Source organism: Agrobacterium sp. H141, assembly GCF_057158725.1.
Map to the genome: position 1 here is coordinate 196,514 of NZ_JBXENI010000003.1, position 15,394 is coordinate 211,907.

Consider the following 15,394-nt stretch of genomic DNA (forward strand, 5'->3'; position numbering starts at 1 on the left):
CCGGTCCTAGCCTGCCGGTCCCTGCCGCATGTTTTCCGGAAGCCAGGTGGCGAGATCGGGAAACAGGATGAGGATGAAGACCATCGCCACCATGATGAGGAACATGGGAAAGGCTGCCTTGGCGATGAAGCCCATCTCGTGGCCGGTCATGCCCTGCATGACGAACAGGTTGAAGCCGATGGGTGGGGTGATCTGCGCCATCTCGACGACGACCACTATGAAGATACCGAACCAGACGATATCGATCCCTGCCTGGCGGATCATCGGCTCTACCACGGCAATGGTGAGAACAACCGAGGAAATACCGTCGAGAAAACAACCGATGACGACGTAGAAGACCAGAAGGGCCATCAGCAGTTCGAACCGGCTGAGTTGCAGTGACGCGATCCATTCGGCCAGTGCCCGCGGCAGGCCGGTAAAACCCATCGACAAGGACAGGAAGGAGGCTCCGGCGAGGATCAGCGCAATCATGGCCGAAGTCCGGGTGGCCCCCATCAGGCTTTCCGTCAGCGATCTGCGGTTCAGCGATCCTTGCGCCAGCGCCAGCAACAGCGATCCGATGACGCCGAAGGCGGCAGCTTCGGTGGCCGTGGCAAAGCCCATATACATGGAGCCGATGACCACCAGGATCAGCGAAATGACCGGCAGCAGAAAGCGTGAATTGATCAGCTTTTCCTTGAACGTCATCTCCGGCTCGGCATCCGGATGATAGCTCTTGGAGAGCTTTGACATGATCGCCACATAGCCCATGAACAGCACCGCCAGGACCAGCCCGGGCACGATGCCGGCCATGAAAAGCTTGGTGATGGATTCGTTGATCGTGACGCCATAGACGATCAGGGTCAGCGACGGCGGGATCATCAGGCCGAGCGTTGCGGCGCCCGCAAGCGTGCCGATCACCATCGTTTCGGGATAATTTCGGCGGCGAAGTTCCGGAATCGACATCTTGCCGACCGTGGTGAGCGTTGCCGCTGACGACCCGGAAACGGCTGCAAAAACGGTACAGCCGACGACATTGGTATGCAGCAATCCACCGGGCAGCCTGGCCATCCATGGGGAGAGGCCCTTGAACATGTCCTCCGACAATCGGGTGCGAAACAGGATCTCGCCCATCCAGATGAACAGCGGCAAGGCGGTGAGTGTCCAGGACGAGGAGGAGCGCCAGAGAACGGTCATCATGGCGTCGCCCACCGGACGGCTGGTGAAGATCTCCATACCGAACCAGGCAACGCCCAGGAGGGCCAGCCCCACCCAGACACCGGTTCCCAGAAGAAGGAAAAGCACAAAGAGGAATATGGCGATGGGGGCGAGTTCTGCGATCATGATGGTGCCCCTATTCGCCGTGGCTCTGCTCGGCCAAATCCGATGCGATATTGTCCCGGCCGGTGAAGATCAGGGTGACAAGATTGTCAGCAAAGCAGATGGCAAGCAGGATCGCCCCCACCGCCATCGGCAATTGCACGATCCACAGCATGGTCTGATCCTGACCCTGGCTGATGTCGCCCAAGCGTCGCGACCAGTAGACCAGCTTGACGGCATACCATGCGACATAGGTCGAGGCTGCCGTGGCTATGAGCAGGCACCATAGTTCTGCCCAGAACTTGTTGCGGCCGAGGGCCGTCAGCAGAAGGTTGACGCGGATATGAGCGCCATGGTTGAGGGCGTGGGCAAAGGCCAGAAACGAGGCCGAAGCCATCAGATAGCCCGCATATTCAGCGCCGCCCGGAAAGGTCATGCTCGACCAGCGAGCCACCATCTGAACGACGATCACCACCAATATGGCGATCATGCACATAGCAGCAAGGATACCTGCTGCATCGTAGACGCGGTCAAGAACCAGGCGCACCGGGTTTTTGCGGATCGATCCGTTCATGACGTCCCTTCGACATTCAAGCATGTCACACCAAATCGGGTGTGATCTTCGGGGGCGATGACATGCACCAAAACAGAGAGGAAGCGCAGCGGACACAATGGGTTGAACGCGGCGAATCGTGAGCGACAGCCAGACGCGTCACGCCGGGCTGTCGTTCCGTCAGATCTTGTTAGTTGGCCTTGTAGGCGTCGATGATGGCCTTGCCGTCCGGACCAGCCTTGGCGAGCCACTCTTCGGTCATGGTTGCGCCAAAGCCTTCGAAATCGCTCTTCAGCTGTTCACCGGGATCGCCCACGATCATGCCGTTCTCGGCAAGCTCCTTGAGATATTTGGCAGTGAGTTCGCGCGAGGTTGCTTCCCCTGTTTCTGCTGCCTTGGCGCCGCAATCCATCACGACCTTTTTGGATGCATCGTCGAGGCCGTCATAGACACCCTTGTTGACGAAGATGACATTGCGCGGCAACCAGGCCTGCACGTCATAGAAGTATTTCAGGCTCTCCCAGACCTTGGAGTCAACGCCTGTCGAACCGGACGAGATGAAGCTGTCGGCAACGCCTGTTGCCAGCGCCTGGCTGAGTTCAGCGGCTTCGATCTGCACTGGAACCATGCCGGCCAGTTCGGCGATGCGAGCAGTTGCCGCATTATAGGCGCGGAACTTGACGCCCTTGAGGTCGGCTGCAGAATTGACTTCCTTTTTCGTATAGAGGCCCTGTGGCGGCCAGGCGACGGAATAGACATAGACCAGATCTTGCGCTTCCAGAGCGGCGCTCACCTTGTCGATGGCTGCGGCCCAAAGCTTGTCAGATGCATCGAACGAGCTGGCAAGGAAGGGAATGGAATCAACCGCAAAGAGCGGGTTCTCATTGGCATGCGCCGAAAGCAGGCGCTCGCCGATCGGGGCTTGCCCGGTCTGCACAGCGCGTTTGATGTCGTTGCCGGCAAACAGCGAGCCGTTGGCATGGACGACGATCTCGAGCGCACCCTTGGTGCCGTCCGCGACACATTTGGTGAAGGCAACCGCATTTTCGGTGTGGAAGTTGCTGGCCGGATAAGCAACCGGCATGTCCCATTTTTCAGCGAAGGCCGAGGTTGCAAAGGCCAGACTGAAGGCGGTGCCAGCGAGAAGAGCGATCGTTTTTTTCATTGTCATTCCCCTTTTTGATTGTGCCGCTATTGAAAGCGGATCGGTGCGTAAGGTGCAAGGTCCAAATTCGATCTTTGCCCGGAGATCATCTGTGCCAGGAGCTGACCGGTCTTCGGTCCGCTGGTCAGACCGATATGATGATGACCAAAGCCGAGCCAGGCACCGGCAATCTTGGGCACTGCGCCGATCACCGGAATGGAATCCGCCGGTGCCGGACGATGGCCCATCCATTCCCGGGTTTCTGTCCATGTCAGGGAGGGCATCGCCGCCTTGATATTGCGCATCAAAAGCGCGAACGGCGCGCGAGACGCCGGCGCTTCCAGTCCACCAAATTCGACCATGCCCGCGAGCCGGATACGGCCCTCCATCGGCGTCACAACGAATTTTCCAGACGCGATCATGACCGGAGAGCGGGGCATGATATTGGGTTCCAGCAGTTCGATGTGGTAGCCGCGCTCGCTTTCGAGCGGCACGTCAAGGCCGAGTTTCTTTGAAAGGGGCTTGGACCAGACACCGGTCGCAATCACCACGTCGTCGCAGGCAAGCGTCTCGCCGCCCATGCGGACGCCGCTCACCTTGCCATGGTCATGGACGATGTCATCGACGTCACCCTTGCGGAATGTTGCGCCGCCGGCCTGGGCGTGGGCTGCCAGTGCCTTCACATAGGCACCGGGGTCCGCAATCAGGCCATGACCGCCAACCCGGATGCCGAGGCCGAGGGATTTGGACAGACCGGGATCATACTCCTGAAAAGCGGCGCCCTCCAGTTCATCCCAGCCGAAGCCATGCGCCTTGCGGATCGACCAGCCATAGGCGTCCCCCTCGAAATGGGCACGATCCTGATAGGCGAAGACATAGTCAGACGGGACCACATAGCGTTCGGCACCTGTGCCTTGAGACAGTGCCTGATGGTCGGCAAGGCTGTCGCCAACCACGCCGTGGATGGCGGATGCTATGCGCTCGACATCCGTCTTGTTGCAGTGGCTGAGATAGCGGATCAGCCATGGCGCGAGCTTCGGCAGATAGGGCCAGCGCAGGAAGAGCGGTTGATTGGGGTCGAACAACATGCGCGGCGCCTTGCGCAACAGGCCGGGCACCGTCACCGGTACACAGGCGCAGGAGGCAAGCACCCCGCCATTGCCGTAGCTTGTGCCCTCGCCAACACCCAGGCGATCGACGAGCGTTACCGTGTGTCCAGCCCGCTGCAGCCAGATGGCGGCCGAGACACCGACGATGCCGGCCCCCACGACGACGACATGCTTTGGTTCGGATGGTGTCATTACGCAACCCACTCGCTGACAGGAGCCGCGGCCTCATGCAGCGGCTGGGAAATGATATCGATCAGTGTCGGTCCGTCATGGTTGAGTGCTTCCGTCAAAACCGGGATCAGCATTTCGGGGTCCTCGACGCGAAAGGACTTGACGCCGAAGGCGCTGGCGACAGCGGCATGGTCGGTGCGGTTGAAGTCGACATTGTAGAACCGTTTGCCAAAGCCGGTGTTCTGGCCCGCCTTGATCCAGCCATAGGTGGCGTTGGAAAAGACAATGGCGGTAATCGGCATATTCTCGCGCACGATGGTTTCGAATTCGCCGCAACAAAAACCGAAGGAACCGTCGCCCATGACGGCAACCGTTTTGACGTCGGGTCGGCCGACATGGGCACCCATCGACGCGGCAAGGGCATAGCCAAGCGCGCCGTGAGCGCGGTTGGTAATGAAATTACGCCCCGATTTGCGCCAGCGATAATGGGCGGAGAAATAGGGGCAGGGCGTACCGGGATCAGCCACGATGATCGCGTCGTCATCGAGCAGCGAACTGAGGGCTGCAACCACTCGCTCCGGCTTGATGGGTGTGTCACTGGATTGGGCCAACGGCGTGAAGGCCGCCAGTTTCAGATCCCAGGCGCGCTTGGCACGTGCTGCGCCATTTTGCGAGACGGAAGGCATTCTGCTTTCCAGTTCCTCGCAGAGTGCTGCCAGGGCCAGTTTGGCATCGGCACAGATGGCCACTTCGGTCTGATAATTGGCGCCGATCACCAGCGGATCGCTGTCGATATGGATGATGCGGGTCTGCTTCTTTGGAGAGCGCCAGCGTTCGGTTGTTACCGAGCCGGCACGGCAGCCGATGAACAGCACGAGATCGGCCTCATCGACGACAGCGCGGGTGGACGGCACGCCGCCGTTAGAGCCCACGACGCCCACTGCCAGCGGATCGGTTTCTGCAATCGAACCCTGGCCAGAAACCGTGGTGGCGACCGGCAGGTCCAGCAGGTGGGCCAGACGCAAAAGTTCGGCCTCTGCGCCGGCAATGACCGGGCCGCCGCCGCAAATGGCGACGGCAGTTTTGGCCGACAGCAGCGCATCGGCGGCGTCGGTGATGGCCTGTGGGTCGGGCGCTGCCCGTTCGGTCGGAAAGAGCTGATGATGAGGATCGGCCCAGATCTCGCCTGGATCGGATGCGCCCTTCTGGGTGTCGAAGGGCAGGGCGATATGAGCCGAACCCGACCTGCCCGTGGTCATGGCCCGAAATGCTGCCCGCACCATGGCCGGAAGTCGGGACGGATCGTCAATCGAGGCATTCCATTTTGTCAGCGGTCGCATCAGCGCTACCTGGTCCAGCTCGGTCAAGGGATAGCGCCCGCGCGAATTGGTCGACACATCGCTGGTGATCGCAAGGATCGGGATGGAGCTTTCATTGGCCTCCACCAGACCGGGCAGGATATAGGTCGCACCGCCGCCCGACGGTCCTTCGCAGACGCCCGGCTTTCCGGTGACACGGGCATATCCGTCGGCCATGTATCCGGCATGGCGCTCGTCGCGTGTCAGGATATGGGTAATGCCGTGATCGACAGTCGCCAAGGCATCGTAGAAGGGCAGCGTGGTGTCGCCGCACAGACCGAACATGTGGGTCACCCCATGGGCCTCGAGCATGCGCACCATCGCCTCGGCGGCTGTCAGCGTGTTGGGGCGGCTCTGGTCTGTCATGTTGGAGATGGTCCTTGCGAAATGATCGTCGAAATATTTGCATTCTGAACTGTATACAGATCTGCATGTTGAGTATGTACGGGACATGTGTCAAGAAGGCCCGATGAAATTAGGCAGGAGCGGCAATGAGCGAGGGACGGGTCGAGGCTCTCTACGCGCAGCTGAAGGAAATGACGGTCAACTTCCGCATTCGTCCCGGCGAGCGCCTGAACGAGGTCGCGCTGGCGCGTGAGCTTGACGCCAGTCGTACGCCGTTGCGTGAGGCGCTGAACCGGTTAGTGGCCGAGCAGTTGATCGATTTCCAGCCGGGTAAGGGCTTCTTCTGTCGCGAGCTCGACGCCCAGTCGATTTTCGAACTTTACGAAATCCGCGCGGTGCTGGAGGAAACAGCGGTGCGCCTGTTGTGCGAACGCGCCAGTGACGCTGACATTTCCATCCTCCGCGACAACGAATATCAGGACGGCCTGCTCTATGCGGGGCGCACTATCGGCGAGGCCAGTGCTGCCGATGAAGCCTTTCATCTGGCGATTGCCAGACTGTCGGGAAACCGTGAGCTTCACCGTCAACTGGCGCAGATCAACGAGAGGATCCGCTTCATCCGCTGGGTCGATATGGCCGCCGCCGTGACCCGCACCAAGGGGGAGCACGGCCGTATCATGGATGCCATTCAGCGCCGCGACATGGATGCGGCAGTACTTCTCATGCGCGGCCATATCGTCAAACGCATGGATCAGATCATAGCCTCTGTCCGCGAGGGCTATTCGAATATCTATGTCGCCGGGCCCGAGGAACTGTTCGAGCGTCGTCTCCAGAACGAGGAATGTGTGGAATGAAAGTAAAGGGCGGCAAGGCGGTTTACGGCGCATCGGTCGGTATCCTGATGCTGGAGGCGCAGTTTCCGCGCATTCCGGGCGATATGGGCAATGCCACGAGCTGGCCGTTCCCGGTGCATTACAAGGTCGTGCGTGGCGCTTCACCGGATCGTGTGGTGCGCAAGGGCGCGGAAGGCCTGCTGCAGACGTTCATCACGGCAGCCCGCGAGCTGGTGGATGACGGGGTCGATGGCGTCACCACCAATTGCGGATTTCTGTCGCTGTTCCAGGAGGAGCTCGCCGCCGCCCTATCCGTGCCGGTCGCGACCTCGTCCTTGATGCAGGTCGCCATGGTCAACCGGCTGCTGGCACCCGGCCGCCGTGCCGGAATTCTCACAATCTCCGCCTCGACATTGACGCCTGCCCATCTGGAGACGGCGGGTGTGCCCGACGGCACCCCTATTGGAACGACGGAAGGCGGGCGGGAATTCACGCGGGCCATTCTCGGCAACGAGATCGAGCTGGACGTAGAGGCAGCCCGCGCCGACAATATCGATGCCGCGCGCGCGCTCGTGGCTGCACATCCAGACCTTGGCGCCCTCGTGCTGGAATGCACCAATATGGTGCCCTATGCGGCAGACATCCGCGCTGCAACCGGACTACCAGTATTTTCAATAGAAACATTCGTGCGCTGGTTTCAAAGCGCACTGGTGCCCCGCCGTTTCGAGGCGTAAAGGATCCTCTGTCTTCCTTTCGCCAGGATACCGCCCGTGATCACAAGTCTGCTGACCTATGGAGGGTTGTGCCTGACCGCACTTGCCGCGGGCTCTATCCTCCCGATGCAGTCGGAAGCAGCTCTCGCCGGATTGATCACGGTGAGCGGCCTTTCGGCATGGTCTTTGGTGCTTGTCGCAACCGCCGGCAATGTCGCGGGTTCCATCGTCAACTGGTTCCTCGGTAGAGGCGTCGAGCGCTTCAGCGATCGCAAGTGGTTTCCAGTCAGCGAAGAAATGCTCGACAGGGCCAAAGACTGGTATCGGCGCTATGGCAAATGGTCACTGCTTTTGAGCTGGGTACCCGTCGTCGGTGATCCTCTGACCGTCGTTGCCGGCGTGCTGCGCGAGCCACTTGCGACATTTGTCGTACTTGTGACCATCGCCAAATTCGTCCGCTATATAGCCGTCGCCGCGCTGACCTTGAATGTCATCGGGTAGCTTGAGGCACGCGGATTGACGATCAGCCTCTCCAACGGGTCAAAGGCCGACGATTTCTGGCGGGATCTCGATGAAGGTCTTCGGATCAGGTGAGGGCGCGCCGATCAGCGCGAAGAGCTCGGCGATCATTTCAGGCACATTCTGGCGCGCCATCACAAGCTTGGGGCTGAAAACCGAAACCAGCGGATCCCAGTCGAAACAGCCGAAGATAACTTCATCCATTTGATGCCCGCTCTGGTGGAACCAGGAGCCGATACCTTCAAGCGAAATCGTGGAATTGACGAACATGGCGGCCGGAAGCGCGCCGCGTTTGCTGACATATTCCTCCAGAGCCGCCTGTGCCTTTTCGCCGGCATATCCACACGGCAATATGTCACTCGGCGATGCCACCAGATCATGTGCGCGCAGAGCGTCCTCGAAGCCGGCTATACGCTCGCGGGTATTGTGATCGCTGCTGCGCCCGCCGATAAAAAGGATCGGTTTTCCCTTGTTGCCTGCATCGTCAAGCCGCTTGATAATCGCATCGGTCAGCGCGTGAGCACCCTGGCGGTTGGCCGAGATCACCGATGGCGCCAACTCTCCGGGCAGGTCGAGATTGAGTGTATCGACACCGTGGGCACGGCACATTTCCGCGATGCTGTCGGGATCGGTTGTCCCGGTGCAGACGAGTTTTTCGACCCGATAGGACAGCATCATCTGGGCTGCTGCCTGCTCCTGTGCCGGGTCGCGATTTGTGCAGGAAACGATTGCGAAGAGGCCCCGCTTTCTCGCCTCTGTCTCAAAGTGCTGCGCGATGGCACTGAAGTAACGGTTGTCATACATCGGCACGATCATCCCGATGATCCCGGACCGCTCGCTGCGCAGCGCGCGCGCCTGCATATTCAACGAAAAGCCTTCTTTTTCGGCAAGCGTGAGAATGCGCGTGGCCAGCTTTTCGCTGATCCGACGGCGCTGCCATGTGCCGTTCAAGACCGCGCTGACCGTGCTGGGCGATGACCCGGCAAGTTTGGCTAAATCATAGATGGTAAGACGTTTCGGGGTGTTTACGCGCAAAACAGGGCTCCTGACGTGAATCGGGAAATTACCATTGACAACGAAACCTGCAAGAAGATAATGCACAACCGATTGCGCAACCTTGCACAAAGGATGGTGCAATAATTTGCAACCTAGCCGACAGATGAGAAGTCGGCGACGTCTGGGAGGACGCCATGAAACGCAGAGCATTCATTTTGGCCGCCGCAATTGCGGGTACCATGATCAGCGCGGGCGCAAGCCTTGCGGCCGACAAGCCGACGATTGCCGTCGTTGCCAAAGTGGGCGGTATCCCGTGGTTCAACGCCATGGAAAAAGGCATCAAGGAAGAAGGCGACGCTCTGGGCGTCAATGCCTTCATGGTGGGTCCGACAAGTGCTGACCCGGCACTTCAGGTCCGCGCAGTCGAGGATCTCATCGCACGCGGCGTCGACGTCATCGGCGTTGTACCCAACGATGCCAAGGTCCTCGAACCCGTCCTGAAGAAGGCACGAGACAAGGGCATCGTGGTCCTCACGCATGAAAGCCCGAACTCCGAAAATATCGATTATGACTTTGAAATGATCTCGGCCAAACAGCTTGGCGAAGAACATGCAAAACTGCTGGCAAAAACCACCGATTGCAAAGGCTCCTATGCCATTTTCGTCGGCGGCCTCAACGTTCCGGCACACAATGCCTGGGCTGATGCAGCTGTTGATTGGCTCAAGGCAAATTGCCCTGACATGAAGCAGGCCGCAGACCGTTTCGGTGTTGCCGAAAGCGTTGACGACAGCCGCGACACTGCGCTCGACCTGATCCGTGCGCACAAGGACCTGACAGGCATCATGTCTTTCGGCAGCCAGGGCACCATCGGTGCGGCGCGCGCCGTCAAGGAACGTGGCCTGGCCGGCAAGGTTGCGGTTCTCGGTCTCTTCTCCCCGGGCCAGGGCAAGCGTCTGGTTCACGAAGGCGTCATCACGGGTGGCTTCCAGTGGAGCCCGCTTGAGGCCGGCAAGGCCTTCGTTGCGCTCGGCGACATGCTCGTCAAGGGCGGCCAGGTCACGGACGGCGCCGATCTGCCGGTTCTCGGCCCGGTCAAGATGGAAGGCAAGGTTCTCTTCGCCTCCAAGCCTCTTGAGCTGAACAAGGACACGGTGGACGATCTGGCCAAGCTTGGCCTCTGATCTATCTCTTTGTATCCAGGTCGCCCGGCATCCCCGATGCCGGGCGATTGACCGATAAGGTCCCGGCAAGGACATGAATTCAATGACAGAAATTGCAATCCACGCCAGACATATAAGCAAGGTCTTTGGTCAGGCGCGTGTTCTCGAAGACGTCGAGTTCGAATTGCGCCGCGGCGAGGTTCTATGCCTCGCCGGCGAGAACGGCTGCGGCAAGAGCACGCTGATCAAGATCATCAACGGCGTTTACACACCTGAGGCCGGCGCGGAATTCACGTTCGGCGACGAGCAGGTGAAGTCCATGTCGCCGCATGATGCGCGCGCGCGCGGCATCCACGTCATCTGGCAGGACCTTGCGGTCTTTCCCCATCTGACCGTGGCAGAAAACATTGTATTCGACGACTATGTCACCCATCCGCTGCGTCCGCTGTCGCGAAAAGCCGCGCGCGCGGAAGCGCACAAGGTGATTTCCAGGCTTGGCGTCGATCTCGACCCTGACGCCCTGGTACAGGATCTGACGATTGCCAAACGTCAGCTCGTTGCCATCGCCCGCGTGATGCGCGCCGACGCAAAAATCATATTCATGGACGAGCCGACCGCCTCGCTGACAAGCCGCGAAGTCGATGTGCTCCTGAAGATTGCCCGTTCCTTGTCCAAGCAGGGCATTTCCATCGTCTTCGTCAGCCACCGGCTTTCGGAAGTGCTGGATGTGTGCAGCCGCGTGACGGTGCTGCGCAATGGCAAGCTCGTTGGTACTTTTCCAACCGAAGGCATGACCCAGTCCAGACTCTCGGAGCTGATGACGGGTCGCCAACTGAACCTGGAGCCACGCGCTGCCGACGCAACCTTTGGCGAGACAGTGCTTGAGTTGAAGAGTTTGAGCCGTCATGGCGAGTTCGAGAATGTCTCATTCGATCTGCGTCGCGGCGAAATCCTCGGCATGGCAGGACTTTTGGGCGCAGGACGCACCGAGCTTGCCCATGTCATCTTCGGCATGACCCAGCCGACTGCGGGGCAGATGCTGAAAGACGGCAAGCCATTGCAACTGTCGTCCAACCGCGACGCTGTGGATGCCGGAATCGCTTATGTGTCGGAAGACCGGCTTAATCTCGGTCTGGTTCAGAGCCAGTCGATCAATATGAATACTGTCGCGACCGTGCTGCCCGAACTGGAAAAGCCGCGCTTCTACCTGTCGCCGCGACGTATTCGGCAACTGACGGCGGATTGGATCGAGCGTCTGAAGACCAAGGTTTCGGATGCAGACTTGCCGGTATCATCGCTTTCGGGCGGCAATCAGCAGCGCGTCGTCCTGGCAAAGTGGCTTGCCACAAGGCCCGATGTGCTGATCCTCGACTGCCCGACGGTCGGCGTCGATGTCGGTGCCAAGGAGGGCATTTTCCAGATCGTGCGGGAACTGGCCGCACAGGGCATGGCGATCATCCTCATCTCTGACGAGGCCGGTGAAGTCTGGCAGAATTGCGATCGCGTCATTCTCTTGCGCGAAGGCCGCATGGCGGCGGAAGTACGGCCTGCAGACATCACGGAACAGGCATTGGAGGAGATGATCAATGCGTAGTGTCAGGCTCGGCACCGAAGGTGTGCTCGCCCTTCTGATCGCAGGCCTCTGTATCGTTCTGGGGCTGACGACAGACAGTTTTGCAACTGTGCAAAACCTCTTCGACCTTCTCAACAACCAATCGGTCAATATCATCTTTGCCGTTGGTCTGGTGGTGGTTCTGATCGCCGGCGGCATCGATATCTCGTTCGCGGTGGCGGCCTCTGTCGTTCAATACGTCGTGCTCAGCCTGCTTTTGCCCATCGGGGGCGGAAACTGGTTTTTCGGGTTTGTGCTTGCCATTCTCTTTGGCGGCCTTCTGGGATTGTTCAACGCCTTCCTCATCCAGCGCTTCCGCATTGTTTCCATCATCGCGACGATTGGTACGTTCAACCTCTATTTCGGCCTGTTGATGTATTTCACGGAAGGAGTGTCGATCTACGACATTCCCGACTGGCTCTACGATGCCGTTCCCCTCGTTTCGCTTCCAGCCGACCGTGGCACGGCAACACTTTACCTGCCCGTCGCCGTGATGATCGTGATGGCCGCAGTGACCTGGTTGATCCTGAACCGCACGGGCTTCGGCCGCGCTGTCTATGGTTTCGGCTCCAGCCCGGAAGCGGCCCGTCGTTCCGGCGTGCGCGACTGGCAGGTGATTGCCTTTGCCTATGGCTGGCTCGGAATATGTGCCGGTGTTGCGGGCCTTATGCAGGCGCATATCGTTCAAGAAGCCGTGCCCAACGCACTCAATGGTGAAGAGCTTCCGATCCTCGCCTCCGTTGTCCTCGGTGGGGCAACGCTCGGCGGGGGCCGCGGAACCGTTGCAGGCGCAATTCTCGGCGTGCTGCTGCTTGCCGTGGTGCAGAACGGTCTCAATCTCCTGGGCGTCACCCCTTACGCTTTCCGCATGATTGTCGGCCTGATCATTCTGATCGCGATCACCGCCAGCAATCTCGGCAATATCCTGCCGTTCAAGTCTAAGGGCAGGGAGGTCTGATCATGGCAACCGACAACGTCAAGAACACCACTCTCTCGACCAAGCCTGCTCCCAGGCTCGGCAAGGATACGGTCGAGCTTCTGGTCATGCTGGCTTTGCTGATCGTCAGCATCACCGTGTTTTCGATCATGGCGCCTGGATTTCTGAGCGCCGGAAACTTGTCCTCCATGGCGGTCCAGTTGCCTGAACTTGGTATTCTGTCTCTGGCCATGTTCGTGCCGATCATTTCAGGTGGCCTCAATTTGTCCGTCACCTACACGGCCAATATTGCCGGCTTGACGACTGCATGGCTGGTCAAGGGCGCACTTGTGGGTGCCGGCATTGCGGCCATGCCAGTGGCCATTGCCGGCGGGCTTGTCGCCGGTGCGCTTGCCGGCCTGACGATAGGTGTGATCGTCGCCTATGTCGGCGCGCATCCGATCCTCGTCACGCTTGGGGCTATGATCTTTCTGCGCGGGCTCGGAGAATTCGTAACCCGTGGTGGCGGCATTTCCGGCATGCCGGATGCGTTCCAGGCGATGGGTAGCGGCAGCGTGTTCGGCATTCCGATACCAATGCTGATCTTCCTCGGCGCCGCCGCAGCCCTTGCCTACTTCATGCAGTTCACCCGAGCAGGCTTTTCCATTCACATGCTGGGATCGAACCTGAAGGCCACGGAATACTCCGCAATCAACGTGAAGAAGGTTCTGATCATTCTCTACATGATCTCCGGCCTGCTGTCGGCACTTGCCGGAATGGTCATGCTCGCGCGTTTCAACTCGGTCCGCATCGGGCATGGCGAAAGCTATCTGTTGATCACGGTGCTTGCCTGCTTTCTGGCGGGTTCAAACCCGTTCGGCGGATTTGGGCGTGTGCTGCCATTGGTGCTTGGACTGATGAGCCTGCAGGTCATCGCATCGGGCATGAACCTGATGGGTGCCAGTCAACATCTCGCAACCGCAGTCTGGGGCGGCTTCCTGATCATTGTCATGATCGTGCGCGCACCCTTCTTGAAGAAATCCTAACAGGCGGAGCGGCAGCATGAGCACTCAAGATTACGTCGTCGGCATTGACATCGGCACCGGCAGCGCCCGTGCCGGCGTGTTCGACCGGGCAGGAAATATGCTGGCGGAGGCAAAGATGCCGATCGCCCTCAACCGCCCGCAAGAGCATCATGTAGAGCAGAGCTCCACGGATATATGGCGATCAATCTGCTATTCGGTTCGAACGGCTGTCACCAATGCCGGTATTGCGCCTGAGAGCGTTTCGGGCGTCTCCGTCAGCGCCACATGCTCGCTTGTGTTGCTGAACAAGGATGACCAGCCACTTTGCCTGTCCGATGGTGATGAAAAATGGGACATCATCGTTTGGATGGATCACCGATCCACAGCGGAAGCGGCGGAATGCACAGCAACAGGCGCCAAACCGCTTGCCAATCTGGGTGGCGTGATGTCACCGGAAATGGAGATGCCCAAGCTCATGTGGCTGAAGCGCAACCGTCCTGATCTCTATCAGCAGATCGGTTATGCTGGCGATCTCGGTGACTGGGTCGGCTTCAAGTGCACCGGCTCGCGGGAACGCTCGGTCTGCATGCTGGCCTGCAAGTGGACTTTCGATCCGCGTCCCGGCCAGGGTTGGGATCGTGACTTTCTGCGTCAGATCTCGATGGAAGACGTGATCGTTCGGGCCGGACTACCCGAACAGGCTTTGCCCGTGGGTGCAACGCTTGGACCGCTGACCGAAGAGGCGGCAGACGATCTTGGCCTGACCACCAATTGCATTTTCGCTGTGGGCATGATCGACGCCTATGCGGGTGCATTGGGCACGCTTGGACGCAGCCTGACAGATGCCCCCGCAAGACGGGTTGCCGTTATCGCCGGGACATCGACATGCCATATTGCAGCCCAGCCGGAGCGTCAGGAAGTCCCCGGCGTATGGGGTCCTTACCCCGGTGCGCTATGCGACGGTTATGTTGCAAACGAGGGTGGCCAAAGTATCAGCGGCGCCTTGCTGGACCATCTGGTGGCACTATTTTCTGCTGGCAAGGAATTTGGCGACAACCCGCATGATGCTCTGTCGACGCTGCTGTTGGAACGTCTTGAAAATGGTAATGATCCAGCGCCGCGCACCCATGTGCTGCCGGACTTCATTGGCAATCGCTCTCCTTATGCCGATCCTGACATTCGAGGCGTGATTGCCGGTCTCTCCCTGGACGATCCCAAAGAGAGCTTCATCAAGGTCTATTGGGCGGCCGCCACAGCGTTGGTCTATGGCACGAAGCTCATTATTGATCGGATGAATGCAAACGGCTACGCCATCGATACTCTGCATTTAAGTGGCGGACACAACCGTTCCCCGCTTCTGCGCAAGCTCTATGCCGATGGAACAGGATGCCGCGTCGTGCTCTCACAAGCGCCTGAACCGGTCCTTCTCGGTGCTGCGGTGGCAGCGCTGGGGCCGCAGTCGGATGGTGATCTATTGTCGATCGCCGGACAATTGACACCGGGTGAAGATATATTGCTTCCGGACCCGGCCAGCAAAGACATGCACGAAGGCCGCTATCGGGTCTTCATGGAACTGTACTCGCTCGATACCAAGGCGTGAGACGAACACAAACCTGTTGATTTACATCGGCTTTGCCAGCG

Annotated in this window: 14 protein-coding genes; 8 read left to right on the forward strand and 6 right to left on the reverse strand. The window is 59.5% G+C overall.

The features are described from left to right. Positions 1–6 precede the first annotated feature (6 nt). The 5 genes from ACWPM9_RS22770 to ACWPM9_RS22790 all read right to left on the reverse strand — a co-directional run bounded on the left by ACWPM9_RS22770 (position 7) and on the right by ACWPM9_RS22790 (position 6,000). Positions 7–1,323 carry a TRAP transporter large permease gene (locus tag ACWPM9_RS22770; protein WP_484758103.1) on the reverse strand — a complete coding sequence of 439 codons (1,317 nt, stop codon included), beginning with the start codon at positions 1,321–1,323 and terminating at the stop codon, positions 7–9. A 10-nt stretch (positions 1,324–1,333) separates the two neighbouring features. After that, positions 1,334–1,873 carry a TRAP transporter small permease gene (locus ACWPM9_RS22775; RefSeq protein ID WP_484758104.1) on the reverse strand — a complete coding sequence of 180 codons (540 nt, stop codon included), beginning with the start codon at positions 1,871–1,873 and terminating at the stop codon, positions 1,334–1,336. Between the two features lie 169 nt (positions 1,874–2,042). After that, positions 2,043–3,017, reverse strand: coding sequence for a TRAP transporter substrate-binding protein (locus ACWPM9_RS22780; RefSeq protein WP_428188805.1), 975 nt, complete (start codon positions 3,015–3,017; stop codon positions 2,043–2,045). 26 nt (positions 3,018–3,043) lie between these two features. Next, on the reverse strand, positions 3,044–4,297 hold the full coding sequence (locus ACWPM9_RS22785; protein WP_484758105.1) for an NAD(P)/FAD-dependent oxidoreductase: 1,254 nt from the start codon (positions 4,295–4,297) through the stop codon (positions 3,044–3,046). Then, positions 4,297–6,000, reverse strand: coding sequence for a thiamine pyrophosphate-binding protein (locus ACWPM9_RS22790; RefSeq protein WP_484758106.1), 1,704 nt, complete (start codon positions 5,998–6,000; stop codon positions 4,297–4,299). Before ACWPM9_RS22790 ends, ACWPM9_RS22785 begins: the two co-directional genes overlap by 1 nt. 125 nt (positions 6,001–6,125) lie before the next feature. Between ACWPM9_RS22790 and ACWPM9_RS22795 the strand changes: the two genes are divergently transcribed. Genes ACWPM9_RS22795 through ACWPM9_RS22805 form a run of 3 tightly spaced genes read left to right on the forward strand, consistent with a single transcriptional unit; the run spans position 6,126 to position 8,026 of the window. After that, the gene (locus ACWPM9_RS22795; RefSeq protein WP_428188802.1) at positions 6,126–6,833 is read left to right on the forward strand and encodes a GntR family transcriptional regulator; all 708 of its coding nucleotides are present in this window, start codon (positions 6,126–6,128) and stop codon (positions 6,831–6,833) included. Beyond that, on the forward strand, positions 6,830–7,546 hold the full coding sequence (locus ACWPM9_RS22800) for an aspartate/glutamate racemase family protein (RefSeq protein WP_484758107.1): 717 nt from the start codon (positions 6,830–6,832) through the stop codon (positions 7,544–7,546). The genes ACWPM9_RS22795 and ACWPM9_RS22800 overlap by 4 nt, the downstream gene beginning before the upstream one ends. A 39-nt stretch (positions 7,547–7,585) precedes the next feature. Continuing rightward, complete coding sequence (locus ACWPM9_RS22805) at positions 7,586–8,026, forward strand: YqaA family protein (protein ID WP_484758160.1); 441 nt, start codon at positions 7,586–7,588, stop codon at positions 8,024–8,026. Between the two features lie 39 nt (positions 8,027–8,065). On the opposite strand, the gene ACWPM9_RS22810 is transcribed toward ACWPM9_RS22805, so the two are convergent. Then, positions 8,066–9,079, reverse strand: coding sequence for a substrate-binding domain-containing protein (locus ACWPM9_RS22810; protein WP_484758108.1), 1,014 nt, complete (start codon positions 9,077–9,079; stop codon positions 8,066–8,068). Between the two features lie 155 nt (positions 9,080–9,234). On the opposite strand from ACWPM9_RS22810, the gene ACWPM9_RS22815 reads away from it, so the two are divergent. From ACWPM9_RS22815 to ACWPM9_RS22835, 5 genes are all read left to right on the forward strand, one after another. Then, on the forward strand, positions 9,235–10,221 hold the full coding sequence (locus ACWPM9_RS22815; RefSeq protein ID WP_484758109.1) for a substrate-binding domain-containing protein: 987 nt from the start codon (positions 9,235–9,237) through the stop codon (positions 10,219–10,221). A gap of 82 nt (positions 10,222–10,303) precedes the next feature. Beyond that, positions 10,304–11,794 carry a sugar ABC transporter ATP-binding protein gene (locus ACWPM9_RS22820; RefSeq protein ID WP_484758110.1) on the forward strand — a complete coding sequence of 497 codons (1,491 nt, stop codon included), beginning with the start codon at positions 10,304–10,306 and terminating at the stop codon, positions 11,792–11,794. Then, entirely contained in the window at positions 11,787–12,770 is a 984-nt protein-coding gene (locus tag ACWPM9_RS22825) for an ABC transporter permease (protein WP_428188797.1), read from the forward strand. Before ACWPM9_RS22820 ends, ACWPM9_RS22825 begins: the two co-directional genes overlap by 8 nt. A gap of 86 nt (positions 12,771–12,856) precedes the next feature. Then, positions 12,857–13,774 (forward strand): ABC transporter permease, encoded by a 918-nt coding sequence (locus ACWPM9_RS22830; protein WP_484758161.1) that lies wholly within the window; start codon positions 12,857–12,859, stop codon positions 13,772–13,774. A 16-nt stretch (positions 13,775–13,790) separates the two neighbouring features. Then, positions 13,791–15,353, forward strand: a complete 1,563-nt coding sequence (locus ACWPM9_RS22835; RefSeq protein WP_428188796.1) for an FGGY-family carbohydrate kinase — start codon at positions 13,791–13,793, stop codon at positions 15,351–15,353. Positions 15,354–15,394: the final 41 nt, after the last annotated feature.

Excerpts from the sequence above, each read along its gene's own strand:
- ACWPM9_RS22770 (WP_484758103.1), bottom strand. The coding sequence starts at position 1,323 with ATGATCGCAGAACTCGCCCCCATCGCCATATTCCTCTTTGTGCTTTTC.
- ACWPM9_RS22775 (WP_484758104.1), bottom strand. The coding sequence starts at position 1,873 with ATGAACGGATCGATCCGCAAAAACCCGGTGCGCCTGGTTCTTGACCGC.
- ACWPM9_RS22780 (WP_428188805.1), bottom strand. The coding sequence starts at position 3,017 with ATGAAAAAAACGATCGCTCTTCTCGCTGGCACCGCCTTCAGTCTGGCC.
- ACWPM9_RS22785 (WP_484758105.1), bottom strand. The coding sequence starts at position 4,297 with ATGACACCATCCGAACCAAAGCATGTCGTCGTCGTGGGGGCCGGCATC.
- ACWPM9_RS22790 (WP_484758106.1), bottom strand. The coding sequence starts at position 6,000 with ATGACAGACCAGAGCCGCCCCAACACGCTGACAGCCGCCGAGGCGATG.
- ACWPM9_RS22795 (WP_428188802.1), top strand. The coding sequence starts at position 6,126 with ATGAGCGAGGGACGGGTCGAGGCTCTCTACGCGCAGCTGAAGGAAATG.
- ACWPM9_RS22800 (WP_484758107.1), top strand. The coding sequence starts at position 6,830 with ATGAAAGTAAAGGGCGGCAAGGCGGTTTACGGCGCATCGGTCGGTATC.
- ACWPM9_RS22815 (WP_484758109.1), top strand. The coding sequence starts at position 9,235 with ATGAAACGCAGAGCATTCATTTTGGCCGCCGCAATTGCGGGTACCATG.
- ACWPM9_RS22820 (WP_484758110.1), top strand. The coding sequence starts at position 10,304 with ATGACAGAAATTGCAATCCACGCCAGACATATAAGCAAGGTCTTTGGT.
- ACWPM9_RS22825 (WP_428188797.1), top strand. The coding sequence starts at position 11,787 with ATGCGTAGTGTCAGGCTCGGCACCGAAGGTGTGCTCGCCCTTCTGATC.
- ACWPM9_RS22830 (WP_484758161.1), top strand. The coding sequence starts at position 12,857 with ATGCTGGCTTTGCTGATCGTCAGCATCACCGTGTTTTCGATCATGGCG.
- ACWPM9_RS22835 (WP_428188796.1), top strand. The coding sequence starts at position 13,791 with ATGAGCACTCAAGATTACGTCGTCGGCATTGACATCGGCACCGGCAGC.